This window comes from Vibrio cyclitrophicus (assembly GCA_023206055.1).
GTDB classification, from domain to species: domain Bacteria; phylum Pseudomonadota; class Gammaproteobacteria; order Enterobacterales; family Vibrionaceae; genus Vibrio; species Vibrio cyclitrophicus_A.
Window position 1 is genome coordinate 1063810 of sequence record CP065366.1, and the last position, 23823, is coordinate 1087632.

Consider the following 23823-nt stretch of genomic DNA (forward strand, 5'->3'; position numbering starts at 1 on the left):
AATATGAACCAAACGTGTCGATTGGACTCATAGAGTCAGTAAAACTGAAAGCAAGACAAATAAAATTATTATAATTATAGCTTTAATCGCTATAAGCAATATGAAGTAAGAGTGAGATTACAACATGTGGAAATGGCTCCATCCCTATGCCAAAGCAGAAACCTCTTATCAGCTTGCTGGTAAACTTCTGCCATGGTTTTCGATCCTAGCGCTATTGTGTCTATCCGTCGGTACCGTGTGGGGGCTTGCATTTGCGCCTTCTGATTACCAACAAGGCGATAGCTTCCGTATCATCTACATCCATGTTCCGTCTGCAATTTGGTCTATGGGCGTTTACATGTCGATGGCAATTGCTGCCTTTATCGGGTTGGTATGGCAGGTAAGGCTATCAGACATGGCTGCACTGGCGATGGCACCTATTGGTGCTGTATTTACCTTCATTGCGTTACTAACCGGCGCTGTTTGGGGTAAACCAATGTGGGGTGCTTGGTGGGTTTGGGATGCGCGTTTAACCTCAGAGCTGATTCTTCTATTCCTATACTTGGGTGTGATTGCACTACACCACGCTTTTGACGACCAAAAAACAGCAGCGAAAGCGGCCGGCATTTTGGCTATCGTTGGTGTCATCAACCTACCTATCATTCACTTTTCAGTAGAGTGGTGGAACACACTTCACCAAGGCGCGACGATCACTAAGTTCGACAAGCCTTCTATTTCAAGTGACATGTTATGGCCGCTTCTTCTTAACATCTTCGGCTTCGCTTTTTTCTTTGGTGCGGTGACTATGGTTCGTTTCCGTAACGAAATCATCAGTAAAGAAAGTCACCGTCCATGGGTTCGCAAGCTTGCGGCTGAAAAAGCGTAGTAGGGTAGGTAATTATGTATTTTGAATCTTTGAGTGATTTCTTTGCCATGGGAGGTTATGCCTCGTATGTCTGGAGTGCATTTGGAATCACATTCCTCGCGATGATCATTTTACTGGTCGTAAGCGTTCGTCGTGGTAAGCAATTACTAAATGAAGTACAAGCTAAGATTGATCGTCAAGCTCGTATCGATGCAGCAAAAAATATGGAGAACACTCTATGAACCCAAGACGTAAAAAGAGGCTGGGCATTGTCTTAGCGATCTTTTTTGGTATCAGTGCAACTGTTGGATTGATGGTTTACGCGCTTAACCAGAACATGGATCTGTTCTACACACCAACTGAGCTGGTCAACGGTAAAGATGGTAAGAAACCCGAAGTGGGTCAACGCCTGCGTATTGGTGGCATGGTTGTAGTCGGCTCTGTAAGCCGCGACAATGAATCACTGCGTGTAAGCTTTGATTTGCAAGATGTAGGCCCTAAAGTAACCATTCTGTACGATGGCATCCTTCCTGATCTTTTCCGTGAAGGTCAAGGTATTGTTGCTCAGGGTGTTCTTAAAAATGCAACGACAATCGAAGCGTTTGAGGTGTTGGCAAAGCACGATGAAGAGTACATGCCTTCTGAAGTTGCGGAAGCAATGAAGAAAACCCATGAGCCTTTGCAATACACGACTGAACAAAAAGAAGGAAATGCTCAATGATAGCCGAGATCGGCCATTTTGCGATGATCCTGTCCTTGGGACTTGCATTGCTGCTCAGCGTGCTCCCACTGTATGGAGCCGCTCGAAATAACACATTATTGATGAACAGCGCACGACCGTTGTCGTGGGGTATGTTCGGATTCTTAGCGATTTCGTTCTTTATCTTGTGTTACGCGTTCTACACCAATGATTTTACGATTCAATACGTAGCAAGTAACTCGAATAGCCAACTGCCTTGGTACTACCGAATTACGGCGGTTTGGGGCGCTCACGAAGGTTCATTACTGCTTTGGGTTCTTATCCAAGCGGGTTGGACGGTTGCAGTAGCGACGTTTAGCCGTGGTATGCCTCAAGAGTCTGTGGCTCGCGTACTGGCTATCATGGGTTTGATTACTGTCGGCTTCTTGCTGTTCATTATCGTAACGTCTAACCCGTTCCTACGTACATTGCCTTTCTTCCCTGTCGATGGCCGTGACTTGAACCCACTACTGCAAGATCCGGGTTTGATTATTCACCCGCCAATGCTTTATATGGGTTATGTAGGTTTCTCTGTTGCGTTCTCTTTCGCAATCGCTTCTCTAATGAGCGGTCGTTTAGATACGGCATGGGCTCGTTGGTCGCGTCCTTGGACAATCGCAGCTTGGTTATTCCTAACGGTAGGTATCGCACTAGGTTCATGGTGGGCTTACTACGAACTTGGCTGGGGTGGCTGGTGGTTCTGGGATCCAGTAGAAAACGCTTCATTCATGCCTTGGTTGGCAGGTACAGCACTAATGCACTCGCTTGCGGTAACAGAAAAGCGTGGCACGTTTAAAGCTTGGACCGTTTTACTGGCGATCTCTGCGTTCTCACTAAGCTTACTAGGTACGTTCCTAGTTCGTTCGGGCATCTTGGTATCGGTTCACGCATTCGCGTCGGATCCGGCTCGTGGTATGTTTATTCTAGGTTTCCTAGTCTTTGTTATTGGTGGTTCACTGCTGTTGTTCGCGATTAAAGGCGCATCAGTTCGTGTTCGCGGTAACTTTGATCTGGTTTCTCGTGAAAACGCCCTGCTTGGCAACAATATCTTATTGATTGCAGCACTCGTGGTTGTGCTAGTAGGTACGTTACTGCCATTAGTTCACAAACAGTTAGGTTTGGGCTCGGTATCTATCGGTGCACCATTCTTTGATATGTTGTTCTTCTGGTTAATGATTCCGTTCTCGTTCTTACTGGGTATCGGTCCTCTGATCCGTTGGAAACGTGACAACCTATCTAAGCTCGTTAAACCAATGATGATCTCAGGTGCATTCTCACTTGGCTTGAGTGCGCTAATGGTTGCTCTATTGGCTGACCGCTTCAGTGGTACTGCTTTTGCTGGTTGGGTAATGGCGTTCTGGATCATCTTCATGCACGGCTTTGAGCTGCATGAGCGTGCGACTCACCGTCATACATTCCTGAAAGGTCTAACTAAGCTACCTCGTAGCCACTGGGCAATGATGTGTGGTCACATTGGTTTAGCCGTGACAGTGATTGGTATCGCGATGGTGCAAAACTACAGCATCGAACGTGATGTACGTTTGGCACCAGGTGAAAGCTACCAGCTTGAAGAATACAGCTTCCTGTTTACAGGGGTTCGTGACAAAGATGGTCCTAACTACGATGGTTACATTGCTGACTTTGAAATTACTAAAGAAGGCAAATACATCAACACGCTTCACGCTGAAAAACGTTTCTACACCACGGCTAAGTCTATGATGACAGAAGCAGCGATTGACCGTGGCGTAACACGCGACCTTTACATCGCAATGGGTGAACGTTTAGACGACAACAAATCTTGGGCTGTACGTATCTACTACAAACCATTTGTACGTTGGATCTGGGCAGGTTCTTTGATTATGTCGATTGGCGGTGCTATTGCTATCAGTGACCGTCGTTACCGTTTCCGTAAGCCAACAAAAAAGTTGGCTGAAGAGCAGGAGGCTTAATTCGAATGAACAAGAAGATTTTATTCATTCCATTGATTGCGTTCATGGTTCTAGCTGGAATCTTTGCAACGCAATTAATGCGCAACCAGTCGGGTGATGACCCGACTAAGCTTGAATCGGTATTGATTGGTAAGCCTGTTCCTGAGTTCGGTCTTGAAGACTTAGAACAACCAGGTAAGTTTCATGATCAAGCGATCTTTAAAGGTGAGCCACTGCTTCTTAACGTATGGGCAACTTGGTGTCCTACTTGTTATGCAGAGCACTCTTACCTGAACAAGCTCGCAGCTCAAGGCGTTAAGATCATTGGTCTTAACTACAAAGATGACCGCAACAAAGCAGTTGGTTGGTTAAAAGAACTGGGTAACCCGTACCTAATCAGTCTGTTTGATGGCAACGGTATGCTAGGTCTTGACCTTGGCGTATATGGCGCTCCAGAGACCTTCTTAATTGATGCCAACGGCGTGGTTCGTTACCGCCATGTTGGTGACGTGAACCCAACCAACTGGGCATCGAAGCTTGAGCCGATGTATCAAGAGTTGTTGGAGGAATCGAAATGATTAGAAAGGCACTGATTACGCTATTCGCTACGTTCGCAATCTCAGCGACAGTTGCTGCTGCGCCTATCGAATTTCATGAATTTGATACTGTGGATCAAGAACAGCAGTTCAAAGAGTTGAGCAATACGCTGCGTTGCCCTAAATGTCAGAACAACACGATTGGTGATTCGAACGCTGAACTCGCGGTCGACTTACGCCAAAAAGTGTACGAGATGACAAAAGACGGCAAGTCGAAGCAAGATATCATTGATTACATGATTGCTCGCTACGGTAACTTTGTGACTTACAATCCACCACTGACGCTAGCAACATCAATTCTTTGGATTGGTCCGTTTGCGGTTGTTGTGTTTGGATTTGGTTTGATTGTTTTACGAAGCAGAAAGTCAAAATCAAAAACAGCAGTAGAGTCAGATAAAGACTGGGATGCAGACAAAGAAGCTCGCTTAAAAGCGTTACTCGATGAAGAGAACGACGGAGATAAGAAGTAATGACTCTATTTTGGATTTCTACCATTATCCTTTCGCTAGCGGCAATTTTATTAATTGTTCTGCCTTTTATTAACAAGAAGGCAAACAATGACGAAATGCTTCGCGACGAGTTGAACAAAGCATTCTATAAAGACCGTCTTGTCGAGTTAGAAGTAGAAGCAGAAGAAGGCCTTGTTGATAATCAACAAGAGCTGATTGCGGATTTGAAACAGTCTCTACTTGATGATGTACCTGCTCAGCAAGAGATGAAGAAGACTCAAATCTCAACGCTAGGTGTAGTTGTACCGTCGATCATCCTTGTCGTCGTTGTGACTTATGGTATGTACTTTAAGTTTGGTGCATTGGACAAAGTTCAACACTGGCAAGAAGTGAGCTCGAACCTTCCTGAATTGTCTAAAAAGCTAATGTCATCGGAAGGTGGCGCGCTAACGGATGACGAACTAGAAGATTTGACGCTAGCACTGCGTACTCGCTTGCACTACCAACCTGAAGATTCGACGGGTTGGTTATTATTGGGTCGTATTGCTCTGGCTAACCGCGACGCTGAAACAGCAAAAGATTCTATGGAAAGAGCGTACAAGCTTGAACCTAAGAATGAAGATGTTCAGTTAGGTTTCGCACAAGCACTAATGCTTTCTCCTGATGAAGCTGATCAGAACCAAGCACGCTTAATTTTGAGCCGTTTGATTCAAAACGATTACGTCGACCTTCGAGTATTCTCACTGCTAGCGTTCGATTCGTTTGAGCGTCAAGATTACCCAGGTGCTGTGAAGTACTGGAGCATCATGCAACAGATGATTGGTCCACAAGACAGTCGCTACGAAATGCTTTCGCGCAGTATTGAGAGTGCTCAGAATAAAATGGGCGACGCTATGGGTGTCGACCAAGGTAAAACTGTTGCCGTAACGCTCGAACTATCTGCTGATGTGAATCCTGACCCTAACTCTGTGTTAATTGTGTCAGTACACAGAGCGGATGGTTCTCCAATGCCTATCGCAGCGGCTCGTTACCCACTAGGGACTTTCCCTCGTACTGTTGTGCTTGATGATGGCAACAGCATGTTGGAAGGGCAGGAACTGTCTAGCCTTGAAACTCTCATGGTTAGAGCTAGGCTTGATACCGATGGTAACGTTTCAACTCGCGACGGTGATTGGTACGGTGAAAGTGAAGTGGTTGAGTTGGGTGCTCCAGTCACCATCGACATCAACAAGCAATATTAATCATAGCCTTGCATAGGTGTTAGCTATTCCGATTTTTCGTCAAACGGTATAAACTTATGCAAACAGTTGAGGCCAGCGATTGCTGGCCTTTTTTATAACTATACCAATCACAGTAAGTAAGAGCTTAGATATAGCGTAGGCAAAAGGCTTGAGAACAAGACAGAAACTTTCGATTAGTAGTTATTCTACAATCAAAGTTTCTAACGACGTTATCGAGCGTTTTAACAAGCTAGGTCGAGCGGTTATTTACTACGATTGGTATTCTTATTCCTTATGGAAAAGGTGATATGTCTGTCAGTGTTTTAAGACTCTCGAGTTTACTTTGTATCGCAAGCTTAACGGTGGGTTGCTCTAGCGCACCCGACGAAAGCGTTAACGATGATAACCTCGAAACCTCTGAATACGTCGAAGAGTCCCACCCAAATGATCCTTTTGAAGGTTTCAACCGAGCGATGTGGGATATTAACTACGAATATCTAGATCCTTATTTAGTTCGCCCTGTTTCCCTCGCTTATGTTGACTACACTCCTGTGCCAGTGCGTTCTGGTATCTCCAATTTTCTAGCCAACTTAGACGAACCTGCAAGTATGGTGAACAACCTGATCATGGGTAATGGCGAGAGAGCTGTCGACCATTTCAACCGTTTTTGGATTAACTCGACGATTGGTTTGTTGGGCTTAATCGATATTGCCAGCGAAGCAGGGATCACCAAATACGACGACAAATCGTTTTCTGATGCGATTGGTCACTACGGAGTAGGGAATGGTCCGTACTTTATGGTGCCGGGTTATGGCCCGTTAACAACGCGAGAAGTGACTGAAACCGTCGATGGCTTGTATGTTCCTTTATCTTTCTTGAACTTCTGGACGAGCTTAGGTAAATGGGCATTTGAAGGCATGGAAACACGTGCTCAGTTAGTGTCACAAGAAGCTTTGTTGGATAACTCGCCAGATCCATATGCATTGACGCGAGATGTTTATATTCAACGTCGTGATTTCAAAGCTGAGATAGAACCTGATGAGGTTGATCTTGAAGAAGAAGATTTCCTTGATGGCTATTTAGAAGATTTTTAATTACAGATAAAAGAAAGGCTCGATGTTGATAATAACATCGAGCCTTTTTAATGCGTCTGACTTTAGATTAAATCAAAAGATTAGAAGCGGTAGTTCGCTTGAAGACCCACTAGCCAGATGCTACCTGTTACTTCACCTTCGAAGCTGCCACCGAAGAAATCAGCACCCGGTGCGTCTTTAGTGCCTAGGTCAGACTCATGCATTTTAGCGTCTTTCGCTAGAATGTAAGTGAAGCCAGCATCTAACGTTAGTTGCTCAGACCATTGGTAACCAGCACCAATACTTAACCAAGTACGGTCTGTCTCTGGAATCGTCGCAGTACGATGCTCTTCGCTTACTGCTGAAGTATCATATGCAATACCAGAACGTAGAGCCAGTTTAGGTGTCATTTGGTAAGTAGTACCGATCGCGAAACGGTAGTTGTCTTCCCAGTTTTCCATCTTTATTGTGTCTGACTGTTCACCTGGGAAGTCTGCAACTAATTTTTCGAAGCTACTCCAGTCTGTCCAGTTGATACTAGCGTGAACGGCAACTTTGTCTGTTAGTTGATGGAAAGAAGCGATCTCGGCTGTCGCTGGCAAAGCTAGATCCATAGAACCAGGTTTGTGCGCATTTGGGTTTGCTTGGTTGAAAGCAAAGCCTTTAGCATGACCTTCAAGAGTTAAGTCGATTTCAGATTTGTAGGCAAAGCCTAAACGGTTATTTTCATTGATCTGCCATGCGGTGCCAACTTGCCATCCCCACGCAGTGTCGTCACCTTCCATGTATTTCAGCGTCGTGCCTACTGGTAAAGTCCCTGTAGCTGTTGCGCCGAAGCTACCTTCAGCCATGATGTATCGAACACCACCACCAACAGACACGTTGTCTAATACTTGGTAAGCAGCGTTTAGGTTCAGTTCCATACTGATAACGCTCGCTTCGTTACCGTGGTTTGCGCCGCCAAAATCTTTACCTAGGTCGGTTTCCATGCCGTAGTTAGTGCCTGCAGCGAAGCCCAACGCGAATTTTTCATTGTACTTATGAGAAACATAAAAGTTTGGAATTACTGCGCTGTGAGCGAAATCACTTGAATTTGATGGAGTCGTTGAAGCACCACCAACTGAAGTCGAAGTTCCATCGATATCAATATTTGGATCAACATAGATAGCGCCAACAGAAACCTGAGTGCCTTCTAGGTAAGTCAGCATTGCTGGGTTACGCCATTGTGCGTCTGCACCGTCAGCCATTGCAGCTTCACCCGCGTATGCACGGCCTAGGCCTGTTGCTGAGTATTCTGCTAGTTGAAAACCTGCCGCGTGAGTCACGGTAGAAGTCGAAAGTAGTCCAACTGCCACTGCAGCAGATAGAAGAGTCTTATTCATTTTCATTATTATGTTCGCTGAATCATAAGTATTTAGTGGCGTGATTCTACTTTTAGAGTTATTACTTTAGAAATGAAATTCGAATAAAACAGTGTTTTAGGGATTTAATGAGTAAATGTGACTAATTATTAGGTAAATAGTCTGAATGTTTCGGCTGTGTTGCGAAGTTTGAGCGTACACTTGTAGCTATATATTGACCTTGCAGGCTACAACTGTAAGCCTAAATTGATGCGGGCCAGTGGTTTAGGCAATAAAAAAGGGTCGCGTAATGCGACCCTTTGGGGATTTTTAACCTAGCTTTAGCTTATATTAGAAGCTACGGCTGTATTGTAGACCGAATAGTATTGCGTCAGCGTGAGTCGTTGCTGTTAGAGGACCTGCTGAGTTTTCTTCAACATTAACATCATCACCCAAGAGGTAAGTTAAACCAAGATCCACATTAGATTTTTCACTGATGTGATAAGTAAAACCTGCAGAGAACCATTGGCGGTCAGAATCTGGTACAGAAATAGACGTTAACTCATCTTGTGCGCTTGTGTCATACATATAACCTGCACGAAGTGTCCAGTCTGTATTTAAATAATATGTACCACCGATCGCGTAGTGCCAACCATCTTGCCATTGGTATGCTTTATCATAGCTTCCGCTAGCACCACCAATAGGTGATGTCGCTTGGTCTAAGTTTCTAAATTCGATTTGGTCGAAATCACCCCAGCCAATCCATTGTACGCTATAGTGAACGGCAAATTTGGTATCTTCGATTTTGTGGTAACCTGAGAATTCAAAAATATCAGGTAGTGGTAAAGTAATTTCTTGACCTTTATCGTCTTCAGCCGTGAACTCTGGGCTGTAATGATAAGCTAAACCAAAACGGTTATTTTCATCTAATTCATATACAGTGCCTAAGTTAAAACCAACTGCCCACCCGGTCGCTTTATCTACATCTAACAAGTAAACTGAACCTTGAGAGTTTGGTGCTGAACGTTTCATTGTCCCTTCACCGTAGATTAGGTCTAAGCCAACACCAAAACTCCATTGGTCGTTCAGACGGTATGAACCAGCTAGACCAAAGTTGATGCTCATGACATCAGTTAATCCACCGTAAACCTCAGCTGCATAATCATCTTCAAACTCAGTTTTTGTTCCGAAGTTTGTGTAAGCATTTACACCCCATGCAAATTTGTCATTTACAGGAACGATTAGGTGTATGTTTGGCGCAATAGAGGTGTCACCGACATCGTCAGTATCTGCCACTGGTTGACCAAAATATTGAGCATCTTTCACTTCAATCATCGAAGTGATGCTTTCAAAACCAAGAGAAAGCTCAGTTTTATCAAATAGTGCCATTGCTGCAGGGTTACGTGCCATTACTGACGCGTTATCTGCGATTACTGCATCACCAGCGAAAGCACGGCCGATGCCGGTAGCTGATTGTGCGTTAAGTTGGAAACCTGCTGCCATCGCTTGCGAAGACGCCAGTGTGATTGTTACTGCTAAAAGAGACTTTTTAAACAGACGCGTGTTGTTGGTAGTCATTCATTTATTCCTTTATATATCCGCCTCTACAGGGCGATTAATTTGAGCAATTGCTCAATGGTGGCTGATCCTATTCGGAAGTATACGATATACAAATCCGACCATTGAGAAATTTGAGTGGAAAGTTATGGAAATGACGCCTATCTGGCACGAAAATGGTGCGAAATGCTATTTTTTAGAGTTTTAACTCTAGAGGTATTGGTGGTGTGAATGGTTTTGTGGGTTGTCTATAAATAAAGCCCAGCAATATCAGTGGCATAATTGCTGGGCCTTTTGTAGCGGGGCTTTAAGAGCGAATTAGCTCATCGGTTTGATCATTTTTGTCAGCTTTTCGGCGATTTTGGAAACATCCTCACCATTTTCACCCACAAGGATTAAGCTGCTGCCATCTACGGGTGTGACTGAACCAGACATACCTTCTTCATCAAAGTCGATAGATTTGTCTGTCGGTATACCGGTTAAAAACAGTGTTACTTTGCCTTTTGCGCCTTGGAATACCATATGTACCGCGTTGGATTTACCAAAACCACAGTGGTTTAGGTAATAAACGTGGTAAGGGAAAGCATCATCAAACTGAAAAGCAAATGGGTTCATTTTTGCGTTGATCTGCTGCGATGTGACCTGTTCATCGATGGAGCTCACAAAGCTCTTCTCATCAACAACATGCTTCATCGCGGTATCAACCAAACTCGCTTGAGCAGGTGAAACGAATGCATTTCCCCAATTCACTTGGCCAACTAATAACCCAGCAACAAATGCCACTGAGGCAGCCATTGCCATTGCACGTCTCGCAAACGTAGGCCTTACTACTTTGCTTTCTTCGCTTGAGGTCTGATTGAACAAAATACGATCAGCAAGATCGTCTGGCACATCCACATTCATCGCTGAATGGATCTGCTTATCAAGCGCTAGTACATCGTCTAAGAAGTTACTATTGGCTTCGCTATTCGCGGTCGCATCAACAATATCTTGTGTACGTTGTTTAGGTTCCGACAATACACGACGACGAAATTCCAAATCATCCATTATGTTGCCCCCTCTCTGCCTCTTCTGTATCCAACAGCTCTTTCAACTGATTTCGAGCTCTGAATAAACGTGTCATCACCGTGTTTTTGTTGAGATCGAGAATATCGGCAATCTCATCACCACTAAAACCACCAATCACTTGCAAGAAGAGAGGTTCACGGTAATCAATTTCAAGTCTCATGATCTGGGTTTGCAACCATTGGTGTTGATGGTGCGGGTCATCACTGACACTAGCATCGTTACCGTGGTCGTCGATATCAACCAGATCAAACTGTTTGCGTTCAAAACGCCGAGCGTTCTCGCGTCTTAAGATGGTAATCAGCCAAGATTTCGCGGCTTTTTCATCTTGAAGGCTATCGAGTGACTTCCATGCACGAAGGCAAGTTTCTTGAACTAAGTCTTCGGCAATGCTTTTGTCTTTGCATAACCAATAGGCGTAGCGAAAGAGGTCACGATGATAGGCACGTACGAGTGCTTCGTATTTTCTTTGTTTGTCCATATCAGAGTTGACCGGACGCTTGGCTGTTTTCTTTCCAAACATTTTTATTATTGACACACGAGCCTCCATAATTGCTCTGCGTATAGCTGTCCTCTATACGTTGTGCTTCGTTTTTATATTTTTAGAGCTAACGATCGGCAGGAAATCGTAAAATCACATTAAAATTGATCTACTTCAAAATCTAAGGCTTAGAACTCGCTATAGTACACCTTGTCGTCTAGTTAGTCATTCGTGGCTAGCATGTTGAGCAAGACGACACTTCCTTTTGAAGGCTGACTTTACTTTCTCCTAATCAGGAAACTGATTATTTCAATTGGCGCTAAGTTAATTGCTTTATATACATTCCGACCACACAGCTTTGTGTGGTTTTTTTTTGCCTCAAGAAAACCATTCTCTACATTGCGATAACAGTCTTGGCTTACAATAGTTTAGTCTCTTACGACAACCTTTCCCTCAAAAAGGTTCGCCTGAATGTGCAGTTATATTTTCAAACAGTGAGATACTCGTATCACGTTTATTTAAACGCTCGTTTGATTTAATTAACAACTTCTTTACAATGCTTCAGGTCAGACCTCTTAACTTTAAGGAGAAACCATGGGCAAACAGGAAGTCAAAACGCGTTCTGGAGAACGTGTTGCCGTTGTCGCTGGATTACGAACCCCATTCGCTCGTCAGAGCACAGAATTTAGCCAAGTGCCTGCGGTTGACCTAGGCAAAATGGTTGTGAGCGAAATGCTTGCAAGAACGGATGTTGATCCTGCGCTTATCGAACAAGTCGTGTTCGGCCAAGTCGTGCAAATGCCAGAAGCGCCAAACATTGCGCGTGAAATCGTATTGGGCACAGGCATGGACATCAATACCGATGCCTACAGTGTCACACGAGCATGTGCGACCAGCTTCCAAGCGGCAGTTAACGTGACCGAAAGCATTATGGCTGGCACGATTGATGTTGGTATTGCGGGCGGCGCGGATTCTTCTTCTGTACTGCCTATCGGTGTTTCGAAAAAGTTAGCGGCAAATCTATTAGCGCTGAGTAAAACGAAAACTATGGGTCAAAAGCTGAAAATTCTTAAAACGCTTTCCGTTAAAGATCTCATGCCAGTACCGCCTGCTGTAGCAGAATACTCGACCGGTTTATCCATGGGACAAACGGCTGAGCAGATGGCGAAGACACATGGTATTACTCGCGAAGCTCAAGATGCACTTGCTCACCGTTCTCACTCTTTGGCTTCTCAAGCATGGAAAGAAGGCAAGATTAAAGACGAAGTGATGACGGCGTTCCCAGCGCCTTACAAAAAGTATTTAGCGGAAGATAACAACATTCGCCACGACTCAACCGTTGAAGGCTACGCTAAGCTGCGTCCTGCTTTTGATAGAAAGTACGGCAGTGTAACGGCAGCCAATGCTACACCACTGACTGACGGCGGCGCTGCGGTTATGTTGATGCGCGAAGGTAAAGCGAAAGAGCTAGGCTTAGAAGTGCTTGGTTATATTCGTGGTTATGCGTTCTCAGCGATTGGTGTTGAAACAGATATGTTGATGGGTCCGACTTACGCGACTTCGCAAGTATTAAAGAACACAGGCCTAGAGCTTTCAGATTTGACGCTGATCGAGATGCACGAAGCATTCGCTGCACAAGTTCTGGCGAATGTGAAAATGTTTGCAAGTGACGAGTTTGCTCAGAAAAATCTTGGCCGCGACAAAGCGATCGGTGAGATTGATATGGAGAAGTTCAACGTTCTGGGTAGCTCAATTGCTTACGGACATCCGTTTGCCGCGACTGGCGCGCGCATGATGACTCAAACATTACGTGAACTGAAACGTCGCGGTGGCGGCTTGGCACTGAACACAGCTTGTGCGGCTGGTGGTTTAGGTGCAGCAATGATCTTGGAGGTAGAATAATGTCTACGACTCTTGATGCAAAAACAGAAAAAGAAGTAGTCACTCAACCAGATTCAGCGACTGCCATTGAATCGACAAGTAGTGAATCAACCAAAAAGAAAGCGACTGCATTTACTCTCAATATCGACGAGCAAGATATTGCTTGGTTAGCGATCGATGTGCCAAACGAGAAAATGAACACACTGCAAGCGGCTTTTGCGGAAGAAATGAAAGCCATCTTCGAGCAGCTAAAAGAAAAGCAGAGCCGAGTTAAGGGCTTAATCGTTCATTCATTGAAGCCAGATAACTTTATCGCTGGTGCTGATGTAAGAATGCTTGATGCGTGTAAAACGGCTGATGAAGCACAGTCTCTCGCTCGCCAAGGGCAGGAGATGTTCCAAACTCTGTCTGAACTGCCATACCCAGTGGTCGCAGCCATTCACGGCCCATGTCTTGGTGGCGGCTTAGAGCTCGCACTGGCATGTGATTACCGCGTATGTACCGATTCAGATAAGACTCGTCTTGGCCTGCCAGAAGTACAGTTAGGTCTGTTACCTGGCTCTGGCGGTACGCAGCGTCTGCCTCGCCTTATCGGTTTGCTGCCATCGCTCGACCTAATTCTAACGGGCAAGCAACTGCGCGCTAAGAAAGCGAAATCGCTTGGTGTTGTGGACGCTTGTGTACCTGAAACTATCTTGCTTGAAGTAGCAAAAAGCTTTGTTGAAAAGAATACGGGCAGTAAAAAAGGTAAGCGTCTGGCGTCTAAAAACCAAGCTTCAAATAAAGAGAAACTAATCTCACGCAATGGTCTTGGTCGTAAAGTGATTTTTGAACAAGCGTCTAAGAAGACGAATCAGAAAACACGCGGCAATTACCCAGCAGCAGATGCGATTCTAGATGTGATTCGTTATGGCCTAGAGAACGGCTTTGAAAAAGGCCTTCAGTATGAAGCGAAGCGTTTCTCAGAACTGGTTATGACTTCAGAATCAAAAGCCCTTCGTTCGATTTTCTTTGCAACTACGGAAATGAAAAAAGAACACGGTGCAGACGCAGAGCCGAAAGTGGTTAAGCGTGTTGGTGTGCTGGGCGGCGGTCTTATGGGTGCAGGCATCAGCCATGTCAGCGTTGCTAAAGCGAAAGTGCCTGTGCGTATTAAAGACGTATCCAATGAAGGTGTGCTGAACGCGCTTAACTACAACTTCAAGTTGTTCGATAAGCAGCGTAAGCGTCGCATTCTGAGCAGAGCGGGCCTTGAAAGTAAGATGCTTCAGCTTTCTGGTGGTATCGACTTCACGAGTTTTAATCACACCGATGTGGTGATTGAAGCGGTGTTTGAAGACCTAGACCTTAAGCAGTCAATGGTTGCGGATATCGAAGCCAATGCCAAGCCAGAGACTATCTTCGCGACCAATACTTCTTCACTGCCAATCCATAAGATTGCAGAGAAGGCGCAGCGACCAGAAAACGTGGTCGGTCTTCACTACTTCAGCCCCGCTGAGAAAATGCCGTTGGTTGAGGTTATCCCTCATGAAACAACCTCAGAAGAGACGATTTCGACAGTAGTTGCATTAGCGAAGAAGCAAGGCAAAACACCGATTGTTGTTAAAGATACGGCAGGTTTCTATGTGAACCGTATTCTTGCTCCTTACATGAATGAAGCAGCGCATTTACTGCTAGCGAATGAGCCGATTGAAAAGCTCGATAGCACGTTATTGGACTTCGGTTTCCCTGTTGGCCCTATTACCTTATTAGATGAGGTGGGTGTTGATATCGGTGCGAAGATCATTCCGATTTTAGTGAATGAGCTTGGCGACCGTTTCCAAGGCCCAGATGTGTTCGACATTCTGTTGAATGACAACCGTAAAGGCCGTAAGAGCGGTAAAGGTTTCTACACTTACAAAGGGAAGAAGAAGGAAGTCGACAAGTCAGTTTACAAGCTGCTTAAGCTGCAACCAGATCCTAAGTTGAGCGATAATGATATTGCGATGCGCTGTGTGTTACCTATGTTGAATGAAGCGGTTCGTTGTTTGGATGATGGCATTATCCGCAGCCCTCGTGATGGCGATATTGGTGCGATTTTCGGTATCGGTTTCCCGCCATTCCTAGGTGGTCCGTTCCGTTACATGGACCAAATCGGCATTAAGTCACTGGTAGAAATGATGAACGACTTTGCTAAGAAGTACGGTGATCGTTTTGCGCCATGTGATGGCCTACTGACACGTGCTGGATTGGATGAGTCTTTCTATAAGTAACTCTCTAAGACGCTAATTAGTGAGCCCGTATCAAGCAGTTGATGCGGGCTTTTCTTTTTTATGAGCGAGCGAAAGGAATGAGATTCCCGACTCAGTCATTCTTCCTTCTCGGGAATGACGGTCGAGAAATAAAAAGTAAGTTATTTATTGATAAGAAAGGTGGTCAAACACATCTCAATTGAAACTACCGTCATCTCCTAAAGCGACGAAGGAGCGTAATAGGAGATCTGCTTTTGTGCTGCACCCAATAAAAAAGGTTGATGCTTCCACATCAACCTCCTGTTTTTTTTATTTAGAACTACTAACCAAGCTCACAGTCTTTAGGACGCAACTGAAACTCATCAATAGAGCCAATTTCCACTCCTGCCGACAGCTTATCTTCTTCCTGATGAGCATTCCCGTGAGCATGCATAATCAGACGATTCGCCGTACGAGGTTTTAGCTGACTTACCACAAAGCGCATCATGTCTGAGCGAGTTAACCCCTTAAGGTCTTCCAATACGCGCTCTCTCTGGTTGAACTCAATATCCTTATTGCCAATCGCAACCCATAAGCGCTGAGCTCGCCCTCGCAAAGTCGTATCTGGTGTTGAAATCTGATTCCAGAGGCCGCGTTTACTGCTGTGCCATTGATAGTCGTTAAGTTCCAACAACACCATGTAAAACGCATTAAGGAACTCATCTATTGAGGCTAACAAGTCGGCTGGAGCAGCATTAGGAGACTGCACATACAACACAATACCTGGGTGTCGGTTGAGCGGCATATTGCCTGTGCCAACCATATAACCAAGCTGCTGTTTAGTACGTATTTCATGGAAGAAAGTGGCCGACATCAGATGGTTAGCCAATGAATACAGCGCAATATTTTTAGGAGAAATATCCGGGCATTGGTAATAAACCACGATTGCCGAATCATCTTGGTTACACACCACTTCACGTTGGAAGCTGCCGTTTTCACCCAGCATGATTAGCGGACGCAGTGACTCTTCGTAAGCCTGATCTTGAACACGCAGTGCATCTTTAAGTGTTTCGGCCATCTTGTGTGCATCGGCTTTTTTCCAGTCGCCATACACAAACATCTCAACATGAAGTTCCGCCAAGATAGCTTGAACAAAAGAAGAGAGCTCATCGACCTCTATCGTTTCCAGTGCCTCAATCAACACAGAATAGGGCGGGTTATTTGGCTGAAGTATCCCAGTCATCGCATTAAACAGCTGCGAGATAGGACGATCTTGCGACGCGTTGTTCCAATTTCTGAGCAATTGATGCTTGATCGTTTCGAAGCGTGTTGGACTAAAGTTACGAGCTTGGAAATGCTCAAGGATCATATTGAGCAACTGTGGCTGCTTCTCGCTGAACCCCGAAAGAGTCAGAGTCACGCCGCCTTGATGGGTATACATGTTGTAACCCATACCTGCAATTTCAGCTTGATAGGTATCTTTTTCAAGTGAATCCAAGAACATCTCTACACATAGGCGAGTTTTTACGATGTTTCTCGGGCTAGCGACCGAGTGAGGACTGTCGATAGCAACATACACGACCCCTTTCGGCACTCGAAATTGATGATCTTGCAGGTGCCACAGCTTAAAGCCATCGAGCTCTTCCAGCAGTTGTGGATATTTAGCATCACCTTCTAGCTCAGTTGGGTCTAAGTCGTAGCAAATAAACGGGTTTTTGCTTGGCAATTCAAACTGCCAACCGGGGTTAATGCACGTAAAGCATTGAACTTGTTCTGCGCTAAAAGGTGTGACCGAGTAGGGCGTAAAATACCACTTCGCTTCCCTGTCATACTCGAACCCCTGCGCAACTATGGTCGCTCGCATGTTGTCGACGGTTAAGTAAGGCAGCAATGAACGCTGTAACTCGTCATCAAAATGCGACATTTTGTAATCGCCATACACCACATCTTGCTCTTGGTAGTGCTGCATGTTTATAACGAGGTGGCTGACGACATCAAGCGGCCTTGCGGGCTCTTGAAAACGGAAAGCAGACTCTAGAACGGCGCGTTTTTCTAAGTAGCGCCACTCCTCAATGCCTTGTTGCTCAACTAATTTGATGTACTGAAATATTGCTTGGATGATGTTATCGGTTTTGGTTAAGCCTTCAATGGTCAACGAGCAACTGACTGTGAAATCACGGTAGTTACTGCCACTTGCGCCACCACCTGCAGAGAGGGATGTTATCCAACCTTTTTCCTTCAGTTGCATCATCAAACTGCCTTCACCTTCGTAACCTAAAAGGTGGGCAAAGAACGACAAAGGCTTAACGCCGTAGTGTTCGTCCATGCTTGGCATTGGGAAGGTTAAGATCAGTTTGCGTACTTCCTTAATCGGCTCAACACGGACTTGTACACCCGTGCTTAACTCGCCAATAATCGGGACTTCTACCTTCTTGCCTTGGAGGTTGTGATTAGTTATAGAACTAAAGCGGTCCTCCACCCAACTTTGCATCTCATCTAATGATTGATTACCAGATAGTGTCAGCGTCATCAAGTCAGCTGAGTATTGCTGCTGGTGGAAAGCTAAGATCTCTTGTCGAATCGTCTCACCGTTTCTGTCGCCCAACGTATCGATATTACCGACAGAAAACTTCGAGAATGGGTGATTGTGATTGACCAGTTCTTTGGTAACTTGGTACAAGCGTCGCGAATCGTCGTTGAGTTTCATCTTGTATTCGGAATCAACGGCTTGGCGTTCTTTGTCTAACGCTTCCTCGTTGAACAAGGGGGCGGTAAAAAATTGGCTGAAGCGATCGAGTGCGGTTTCAAAGGCATTTAGTTCAACGTCAAAAAAGAAGCAGGTGTGTTCAGTTCCGGTCCAAGCATTGTTACTACCACCATGTTGACTGATAAAACTTTGAAACTCTCCGACCTTTGGATACTTTTCAGTTCCCAAAAATAGCATATGCTCTAAGTAGTGAGCTAAACCCTCTCGGTCTGTAGGGTCATCAAAATGCCCCACATTAACGGCTAATGCGGCTGCTGCTTTTTGAGCATTTTGGTCCTGAACTAACAGTACACGTAACCCGTTTTTTAAGGTTATGTAGCGGTATTGATGTTCATCATTGGGGCTTAAGTGCACAGGAGCATCTCCAGAGAAGGTGGTTTTTAAATTATGTACGCGATGATTTAAGGTGCAAACCTCGCGATCATATTTTGGGATATGAAGTGCTTTTTGGCGACTTCTAAATCACTTTTATCGATTTTTATCAGTGATTTATTTTCTTTTAACAAGATTGTTAAGAAAGTCGAACTCTTTAGCAAGTGACTTGATATAATTATTTATATAGACTGCGGTTTCTCTAGTTTGAGAGCCAAACGCTAAGTAGCGTATCGCTGATATGGGATATATCGACTTTCGAAATGTTACGTAGACAGGATTGAACATGAAAATATTCATTATGCGCCACGGTGAAGCAGAACATTTTGCGAACTCGGATGCAGAACGAGCGTTGACCAAGCGCGGGAAAATGGCTTCTCTTGCAGTGGCACAAGCTGCAAATGAGCAGGGGTTCAGCCAGTTCGATAAAGTGCTAGTGAGCCCATATTTAAGGGCACAAGAAACGTGGTTAGAGATCTCTCAGGCGTTTTCTGGAAAGAAAGTAGAAACCTGTGATGATATTACGCCTTACGGAATGTCCGACGATGTGTTTGATTTGACCTTAGCAATGGCTGAAGTAGAAAAACTAGAGACCATTTTATTTGTTTCTCATTTACCTCTAGTGGGCTACTTAACTGCGGAATTTGCAACGGGCATGGCACCGCCTATGTTCCCAACGTCAGGTTTAGCCTGTATTGAATTTGACCTTGAGACACAAAAGGGCGAGTTACTTTGGAACATTAATCCATAGGCTATAGGCTCGTTAAACTCTGTCGAATGACAAAGTCGAAGACAAATAGAAAGGGCATCTCAATATGATTGGGATGCCCTTTGTTGTTTTTTGTGTGAGAGAATTCGTAAACCAGAATTATTTCTCAGGAATCGAAAGTAAGACTAACAGCGCACCATTACCACCAAACTCTAAAGGTGCTTGGTGAAAAGCCATTACATCTGGGTGTTGTGCTAACCACAGAGGCACTTTTTGTTTAAGAATGTGCTTACCGATACCATGTTGCACGCAAGCACAAGCTACGCTCTCTTTAATGCAGTGAGCAATCATAGCTCCTAATTCGCGCTTTGCTTCTTGTTGTGTCATACCGTGCATATCAAGGTACACGTCAGGCACGTAAACACCGCGACGCAGTCGCTTGACTTCATATTTAGAGACATCATCACGCGCATAACGTGTTGGTCCTTCCTCACTAAGGTGCGGAATGAACTCATCCGAGAAATAAAACTCACTATCACTGGCTTGTCTTGCCGTTCGAGTAATTTCTTTTTGCTTGGTATTTCTTTTTGGCTGCTGGACTATGGTATCCTGTTGCAACTTTTTAACGCCCTTTACTGCATCGTTGAACAGGGCGAAATCGTCATCGAAGTCGGTGTCTTTTTTGCTCATCAGGTTATGAATTCTAATTAGAAACGTAATTAGCAGTATTGTAGCGCTTTTCGGAGACAATTTTGGATAAGATTTTTGTAGAAGAAGCGGTATCAGAACTACACACGCTTCAAGATGTGATTCGTTGGACTGTTAGCCGCTTTAACGCAGCGGGCCTATTTTATGGTCACGGCACTGATAACGCGTGGGATGAGGCAGTACAACTTATCTTACCTACTCTTTATCTGCCGATTGATGTTCCTTCGCATGTGATGAACTCTCGTCTAACGAGCAGCGAACGTCTACGTATTGTTGAGCGCGTAATCAAGCGTATTAATGATCGTACACCAACGGCTTACCTAACCAACAAAGCTTGGTTCTGTGGTCTTGAGTTCTTCGTTGATGAACGTGTTCTTGTGCCTCGCTCTCCAATTGGTGAGCTGATCGAAGCTCAATTCCAACCTTGGTTAACTGAAGAGCCAACTCGCATCATGGATATGTGTACGGGTAGTGGTTGTATTGCTATTGCTTGTGCTCACGCATTCCCTGACGCTGAAGTAGACGCGATTGATATCTCTACAGATGCATTGCAAGTTGCAGAGCAGAACGTTCAAGATCACGGCATGGAGCAGCAAGTGTTCCCAATCCGTTCAGACCTTTTCCGTGATTTGCCAAAAGAGAAATACAATCTGATCGTATCTAACCCGCCTTACGTGGATGAAGAAGATATGAACAGCCTGCCAGAAGAGTTTACTCACGAGCCAGAGCTTGGCCTAGCAGCAGGTACTGATGGCCTGAAATTGGTTCGCCGTATTCTATCGAACGCACCAGACTACCTAACTGATGATGGTATTCTGATCTGTGAAGTGGGTAACTCAATGGTTCATATGATGGATCAGTACCCTGAGATTCCATTCACTTGGATTGAATTCTCAAACGGTGGTCATGGCGTATTCATGATCACTCGCGAGCAGCTTGTTGCTTGCGCTGACGAGTTTTCTATCTACAAAGACTAGGTAATGACGGCTAGTTTTTAGCTTAGTACTTGGTAAGACGTTCTATTTGAAACGTTTAAATTTAAACGCCATGCAGCAATGCATGGCGTTTTTTATTGCCGAAATTTAAGGGATAAGTAATCAACACAGAGTGAACGTGATCAATATTTAGTTGCTTAATATGAATAGCTATTACATATTGATGATTAATATTTAGTCGTTTTAGTGAGTTAAGGAGAATTCGCGATGAGCTTTGATACATGGATTTATTATTTATTAGCGGTGTTGATCTTAACGGCATCACCAGGCCCAAGTTCTTTATTGTGCATGACCAAGGGCGTGCAATCTGGTTTTAAGTTATCAATATTTACTGCCTTGGGTAGCTTGACCGCGATTACCGGAATTCTGACGTTATCGTTTACCGGTTTGGGTGTGATTATCGCTTCGTCTGAAGTGGTATTTAATGTCATAAAATGGACAGGTGCTGCTTACCTTATCTTCCTCGGTTGGAAATCTCTGCGCTCTAGCCAACAAGATTATGACCAATTATCTGCTCAACAAGGCGGGTCTCAATCTGTTAAAGAGAGCGCTGCAAAGCATTATGTTAGTGGCTTTATTGTTGGTGCAAGTAATCCGAAGGCGATTTTGTTTTTTACCGCACTCTTCCCTCAATTCATTGACCCATCGATCGCTCTGCTTCCACAGTTTACCGTGTTTGCTTTGACCTTCGCAGTGATGGAATTGTCTTGGTTACTGGTGTATGCCTACTTGGGCGCGAAGTCGTCAAATTGGTTGTTTGCCAAAGGTCGAGCCAAGGTTTTCAATCGTGTCACTGGAGGCGTCTTTATTGGGGCTGGTGCACTGCTTTCGACGACAAGTCGAGCATAACTTTCTGTTTTATCAGAGAGGTGAATGATTACAGAATATTCTTGATGCTGTCATAAAAGGTTAATATTAATGTGCTTGCTGCTTTTAGCGAAAAGCCGATATATTGTGGTTACACCATCACGTTCTCAAGGAGAGACATATGCAGCATCAAGAAATGATTCAACACAGTAATTTTGGCGTAATCAGTCGTACTTGGATTTTCTCTACCCTTTCTCTAGTGGGTATTCTTGCTCTAATGTAGTCAGCTTCATGGCTCTATATTTTCAGTTTTTATTATGAAATCACTTGTTAAAAAGTCTTCAAAGTCAGAACTCTTTCTCTTATAAATGTGGCTTTTCTCATCAGGCTAGCCACTTAATTTTTTCTCTTCGCAAAGTAATCAAGTTCTCTTCTCTCAACAAACTAGACACGTAACCCAATCTGAAGTTGTTACGAAACTGTGATAATCTTAAGCTATCTTTTATCTACAGTGTATCTCTCATGTCTGTCTGGGATTCTATTTCATTTAACAATCGATTTACTGCATTACCTCGACTGTTCTATACCCCAATTCAACCTACACCGCTCAGCAATGTCCAATGGCTCGCATGGAACCATAACCTTGCGAATCAACTCGGATTTCCGTTATTTGAGGATGCCTCTGAGGAATTGCTTGAGACGTTATCCGGCAATGTTGAACCTGAGCAATTCTCACCAGTAGCAATGAAATACGCAGGCCACCAGTTTGGCTCTTATAACCCTGATTTAGGTGATGGCAGAGGGCTGTTATTAGCTCAAGTTGTCGCTAAAAGTGGTGAAACGTTCGACTTACACCTTAAAGGTGCAGGTAAAACTCCTTATTCTCGTATGGGTGATGGGCGCGCTGTTATTCGATCAACCGTTCGTGAGTACTTATGTAGCGAGGCGATGGCCGGGCTTAATATCCCAACCACACGTGCGTTGGCCATGATGACCAGCGACACACCTGTTTATCGAGAGAAGCAAGAGTGGGGCGCATTGTTGGTGCGTGCTGCTGAGTCACACATCCGTTTCGGTCACTTTGAACATCTGTTTTATACCAATCAGTTGGCTGAGCATAAGTTGCTGGCCGATAAAGTCATTGAGTGGCATTTCCCTGAATGTCTCGATGAAGAAAAACCCTACGCTGCAATGTTTAATCAGATTGTTGATCGCACTGCGGAAATGGTCGCGCTCTGGCAAGCGAATGGTTTTGCTCATGGAGTCATGAACACCGATAACATGTCGATCATCGGCCAAACCTTCGATTACGGCCCGTTCGCCTTTCTTGATGAATATGATCCAAGATTGATCTGTAATCATTCGGACTACCAAGGTCGTTACGCTTTCAATCAACAACCTAGAATTGGATTATGGAACCTATCGGCACTGGCTCACTCGCTTTCGCCGTTGGTGGATAAAGCCGATTTAGAGGCCGCGTTAGAGCAGTACGAACCACAAATGAACGGTTATTTCAGTCAGTTGATGCGTCGTAAGTTGGGGCTGCTTTCCAAACAAGAAGGTGATACTCGCTTGTTTGAATCTATGTTCGAGCTGATGTCGCAAAACAAAGTCGACTACCCAAGGTTCTTTAGAACGCTGTCGAACCTAGATACATTGCCGCCGCAAGACGTGATTGATTTGGTTATAGACCGCGAGGCCGCAAAGCTATGGGTGGATAACTACTTGCAACGCTGTGAATTAGAAGAGAGTTCAGTGGCCGAGCGCTGTGAAAAGATGCGACAAGTAAACCCGAAATACATCCTCAGAAACTACCTTGCTCAACTCGCCATAGATAAAGCTGAGCGCGGTGATAGCAGCGATATTGATGCATTAATGGTGGTGCTGGCAGACCCTTATGCGGAACATCCTGACTACGAACATCTTGCTGCCTTGCCGCCTGAGTGGGGCAAAGCCATGGAAATCAGCTGTTCCTCTTAACCTCCTATGATTCTTTGAGTCGCTAAGTACAGGTAGAGGTCACTAAGATGTGATCTTTATCTGTTTGTTCGTCTAACTTTACAAACATGTCAATAATCAAAT

The 23823-nt window shown here is 44.6% G+C and carries 20 protein-coding genes; 14 read left to right on the forward strand and 6 right to left on the reverse strand.

Annotated features, from left to right (window positions below):
• Positions 1-124: 124 nt before the first annotated feature.
• The 8 genes from ITG09_04790 (at position 125) to ITG09_04825 (ending at position 6870) form a co-directional block, all read left to right on the forward strand.
• Complete coding sequence (locus ITG09_04790; protein UPR52954.1) at positions 125-865, forward strand: heme ABC transporter permease; 741 nt, start codon at positions 125-127, stop codon at positions 863-865.
• A 14-nt stretch (positions 866-879) separates the two neighbouring features.
• Entirely contained in the window at positions 880-1086 is a 207-nt protein-coding gene (gene ccmD, locus ITG09_04795) for a heme exporter protein CcmD (GenBank protein ID UPR52955.1), read from the forward strand.
• Positions 1083-1565, forward strand: a complete 483-nt coding sequence (gene ccmE / locus ITG09_04800) for a cytochrome c maturation protein CcmE (GenBank protein UPR52956.1) — start codon at positions 1083-1085, stop codon at positions 1563-1565. The genes ccmD and ccmE overlap by 4 nt, the downstream gene beginning before the upstream one ends.
• Positions 1562-3532: a heme lyase CcmF/NrfE family subunit gene (locus tag ITG09_04805; GenBank protein UPR52957.1), complete on the forward strand. Its 1971-nt coding sequence runs from the start codon at positions 1562-1564 to the stop codon at positions 3530-3532. Before ccmE ends, ITG09_04805 begins: the two co-directional genes overlap by 4 nt.
• A gap of 5 nt (positions 3533-3537) precedes the next feature.
• A complete protein-coding gene (locus ITG09_04810; GenBank protein ID UPR52958.1) occupies positions 3538-4089 on the forward strand; it encodes a DsbE family thiol:disulfide interchange protein in 552 nt (183 codons plus the stop codon).
• Entirely contained in the window at positions 4086-4577 is a 492-nt protein-coding gene (locus ITG09_04815; protein ID UPR52959.1) for a cytochrome c-type biogenesis protein CcmH, read from the forward strand. Before ITG09_04810 ends, ITG09_04815 begins: the two co-directional genes overlap by 4 nt.
• A complete protein-coding gene (ccmI, locus tag ITG09_04820) occupies positions 4577-5797 on the forward strand; it encodes a c-type cytochrome biogenesis protein CcmI (GenBank protein UPR52960.1) in 1221 nt (406 codons plus the stop codon). Before ITG09_04815 ends, ccmI begins: the two co-directional genes overlap by 1 nt.
• A gap of 287 nt (positions 5798-6084) precedes the next feature.
• Positions 6085-6870, forward strand: coding sequence for a VacJ family lipoprotein (locus tag ITG09_04825; protein ID UPR52961.1), 786 nt, complete (start codon positions 6085-6087; stop codon positions 6868-6870).
• 80 nt (positions 6871-6950) lie between these two features.
• On the opposite strand, the gene ITG09_04830 is transcribed toward ITG09_04825, so the two are convergent.
• From ITG09_04830 to ITG09_04845, 4 genes are all read right to left on the reverse strand, one after another.
• Positions 6951-8237: an outer membrane protein transport protein gene (locus ITG09_04830; GenBank protein UPR52962.1), complete on the reverse strand. Its 1287-nt coding sequence runs from the start codon at positions 8235-8237 to the stop codon at positions 6951-6953.
• A gap of 303 nt (positions 8238-8540) precedes the next feature.
• A complete protein-coding gene (locus tag ITG09_04835) occupies positions 8541-9767 on the reverse strand; it encodes an outer membrane protein transport protein (protein ID UPR52963.1) in 1227 nt (408 codons plus the stop codon).
• A gap of 297 nt (positions 9768-10064) precedes the next feature.
• A complete protein-coding gene (locus ITG09_04840) occupies positions 10065-10793 on the reverse strand; it encodes a DUF3379 domain-containing protein (GenBank protein UPR52964.1) in 729 nt (242 codons plus the stop codon).
• On the reverse strand, positions 10786-11334 hold the full coding sequence (locus ITG09_04845; protein UPR53586.1) for a sigma-70 family RNA polymerase sigma factor: 549 nt from the start codon (positions 11332-11334) through the stop codon (positions 10786-10788). The genes ITG09_04840 and ITG09_04845 overlap by 8 nt, the downstream gene beginning before the upstream one ends.
• A gap of 552 nt (positions 11335-11886) precedes the next feature.
• On the opposite strand from ITG09_04845, the gene fadI reads away from it, so the two are divergent.
• Positions 11887-13194, forward strand: coding sequence for an acetyl-CoA C-acyltransferase FadI (fadI, locus tag ITG09_04850; protein UPR52965.1), 1308 nt, complete (start codon positions 11887-11889; stop codon positions 13192-13194).
• Positions 13194-15425: a fatty acid oxidation complex subunit alpha FadJ gene (fadJ, locus tag ITG09_04855; protein ID UPR52966.1), complete on the forward strand. Its 2232-nt coding sequence runs from the start codon at positions 13194-13196 to the stop codon at positions 15423-15425. Before fadI ends, fadJ begins: the two co-directional genes overlap by 1 nt.
• Positions 15426-15726: 301 nt before the next feature.
• Here fadJ and ITG09_04860 read toward each other — a convergent pair whose 3' ends face one another.
• Positions 15727-18504, reverse strand: a complete 2778-nt coding sequence (locus ITG09_04860) for an insulinase family protein (GenBank protein ID UPR52967.1) — start codon at positions 18502-18504, stop codon at positions 15727-15729.
• A gap of 304 nt (positions 18505-18808) precedes the next feature.
• Here ITG09_04860 and sixA point away from each other — a divergent pair, with 304 nt between their 5' ends.
• Positions 18809-19273, forward strand: a complete 465-nt coding sequence (gene sixA, locus ITG09_04865) for a phosphohistidine phosphatase SixA (protein UPR52968.1) — start codon at positions 18809-18811, stop codon at positions 19271-19273.
• A gap of 117 nt (positions 19274-19390) precedes the next feature.
• On the opposite strand, the gene smrB is transcribed toward sixA, so the two are convergent.
• Positions 19391-19921, reverse strand: coding sequence for an endonuclease SmrB (smrB, locus tag ITG09_04870; protein ID UPR52969.1), 531 nt, complete (start codon positions 19919-19921; stop codon positions 19391-19393).
• Between the two features lie 62 nt (positions 19922-19983).
• Between smrB and prmB the strand changes: the two genes are divergently transcribed.
• From prmB to ITG09_04885, 3 genes are all read left to right on the forward strand, one after another.
• Positions 19984-20916, forward strand: coding sequence for a 50S ribosomal protein L3 N(5)-glutamine methyltransferase (gene prmB / locus ITG09_04875; GenBank protein ID UPR52970.1), 933 nt, complete (start codon positions 19984-19986; stop codon positions 20914-20916).
• Between the two features lie 225 nt (positions 20917-21141).
• On the forward strand, positions 21142-21783 hold the full coding sequence (locus ITG09_04880) for a LysE family translocator (GenBank protein UPR52971.1): 642 nt from the start codon (positions 21142-21144) through the stop codon (positions 21781-21783).
• Between the two features lie 480 nt (positions 21784-22263).
• On the forward strand, positions 22264-23721 hold the full coding sequence (locus ITG09_04885; protein UPR52972.1) for a YdiU family protein: 1458 nt from the start codon (positions 22264-22266) through the stop codon (positions 23719-23721).
• Positions 23722-23823: the final 102 nt, after the last annotated feature.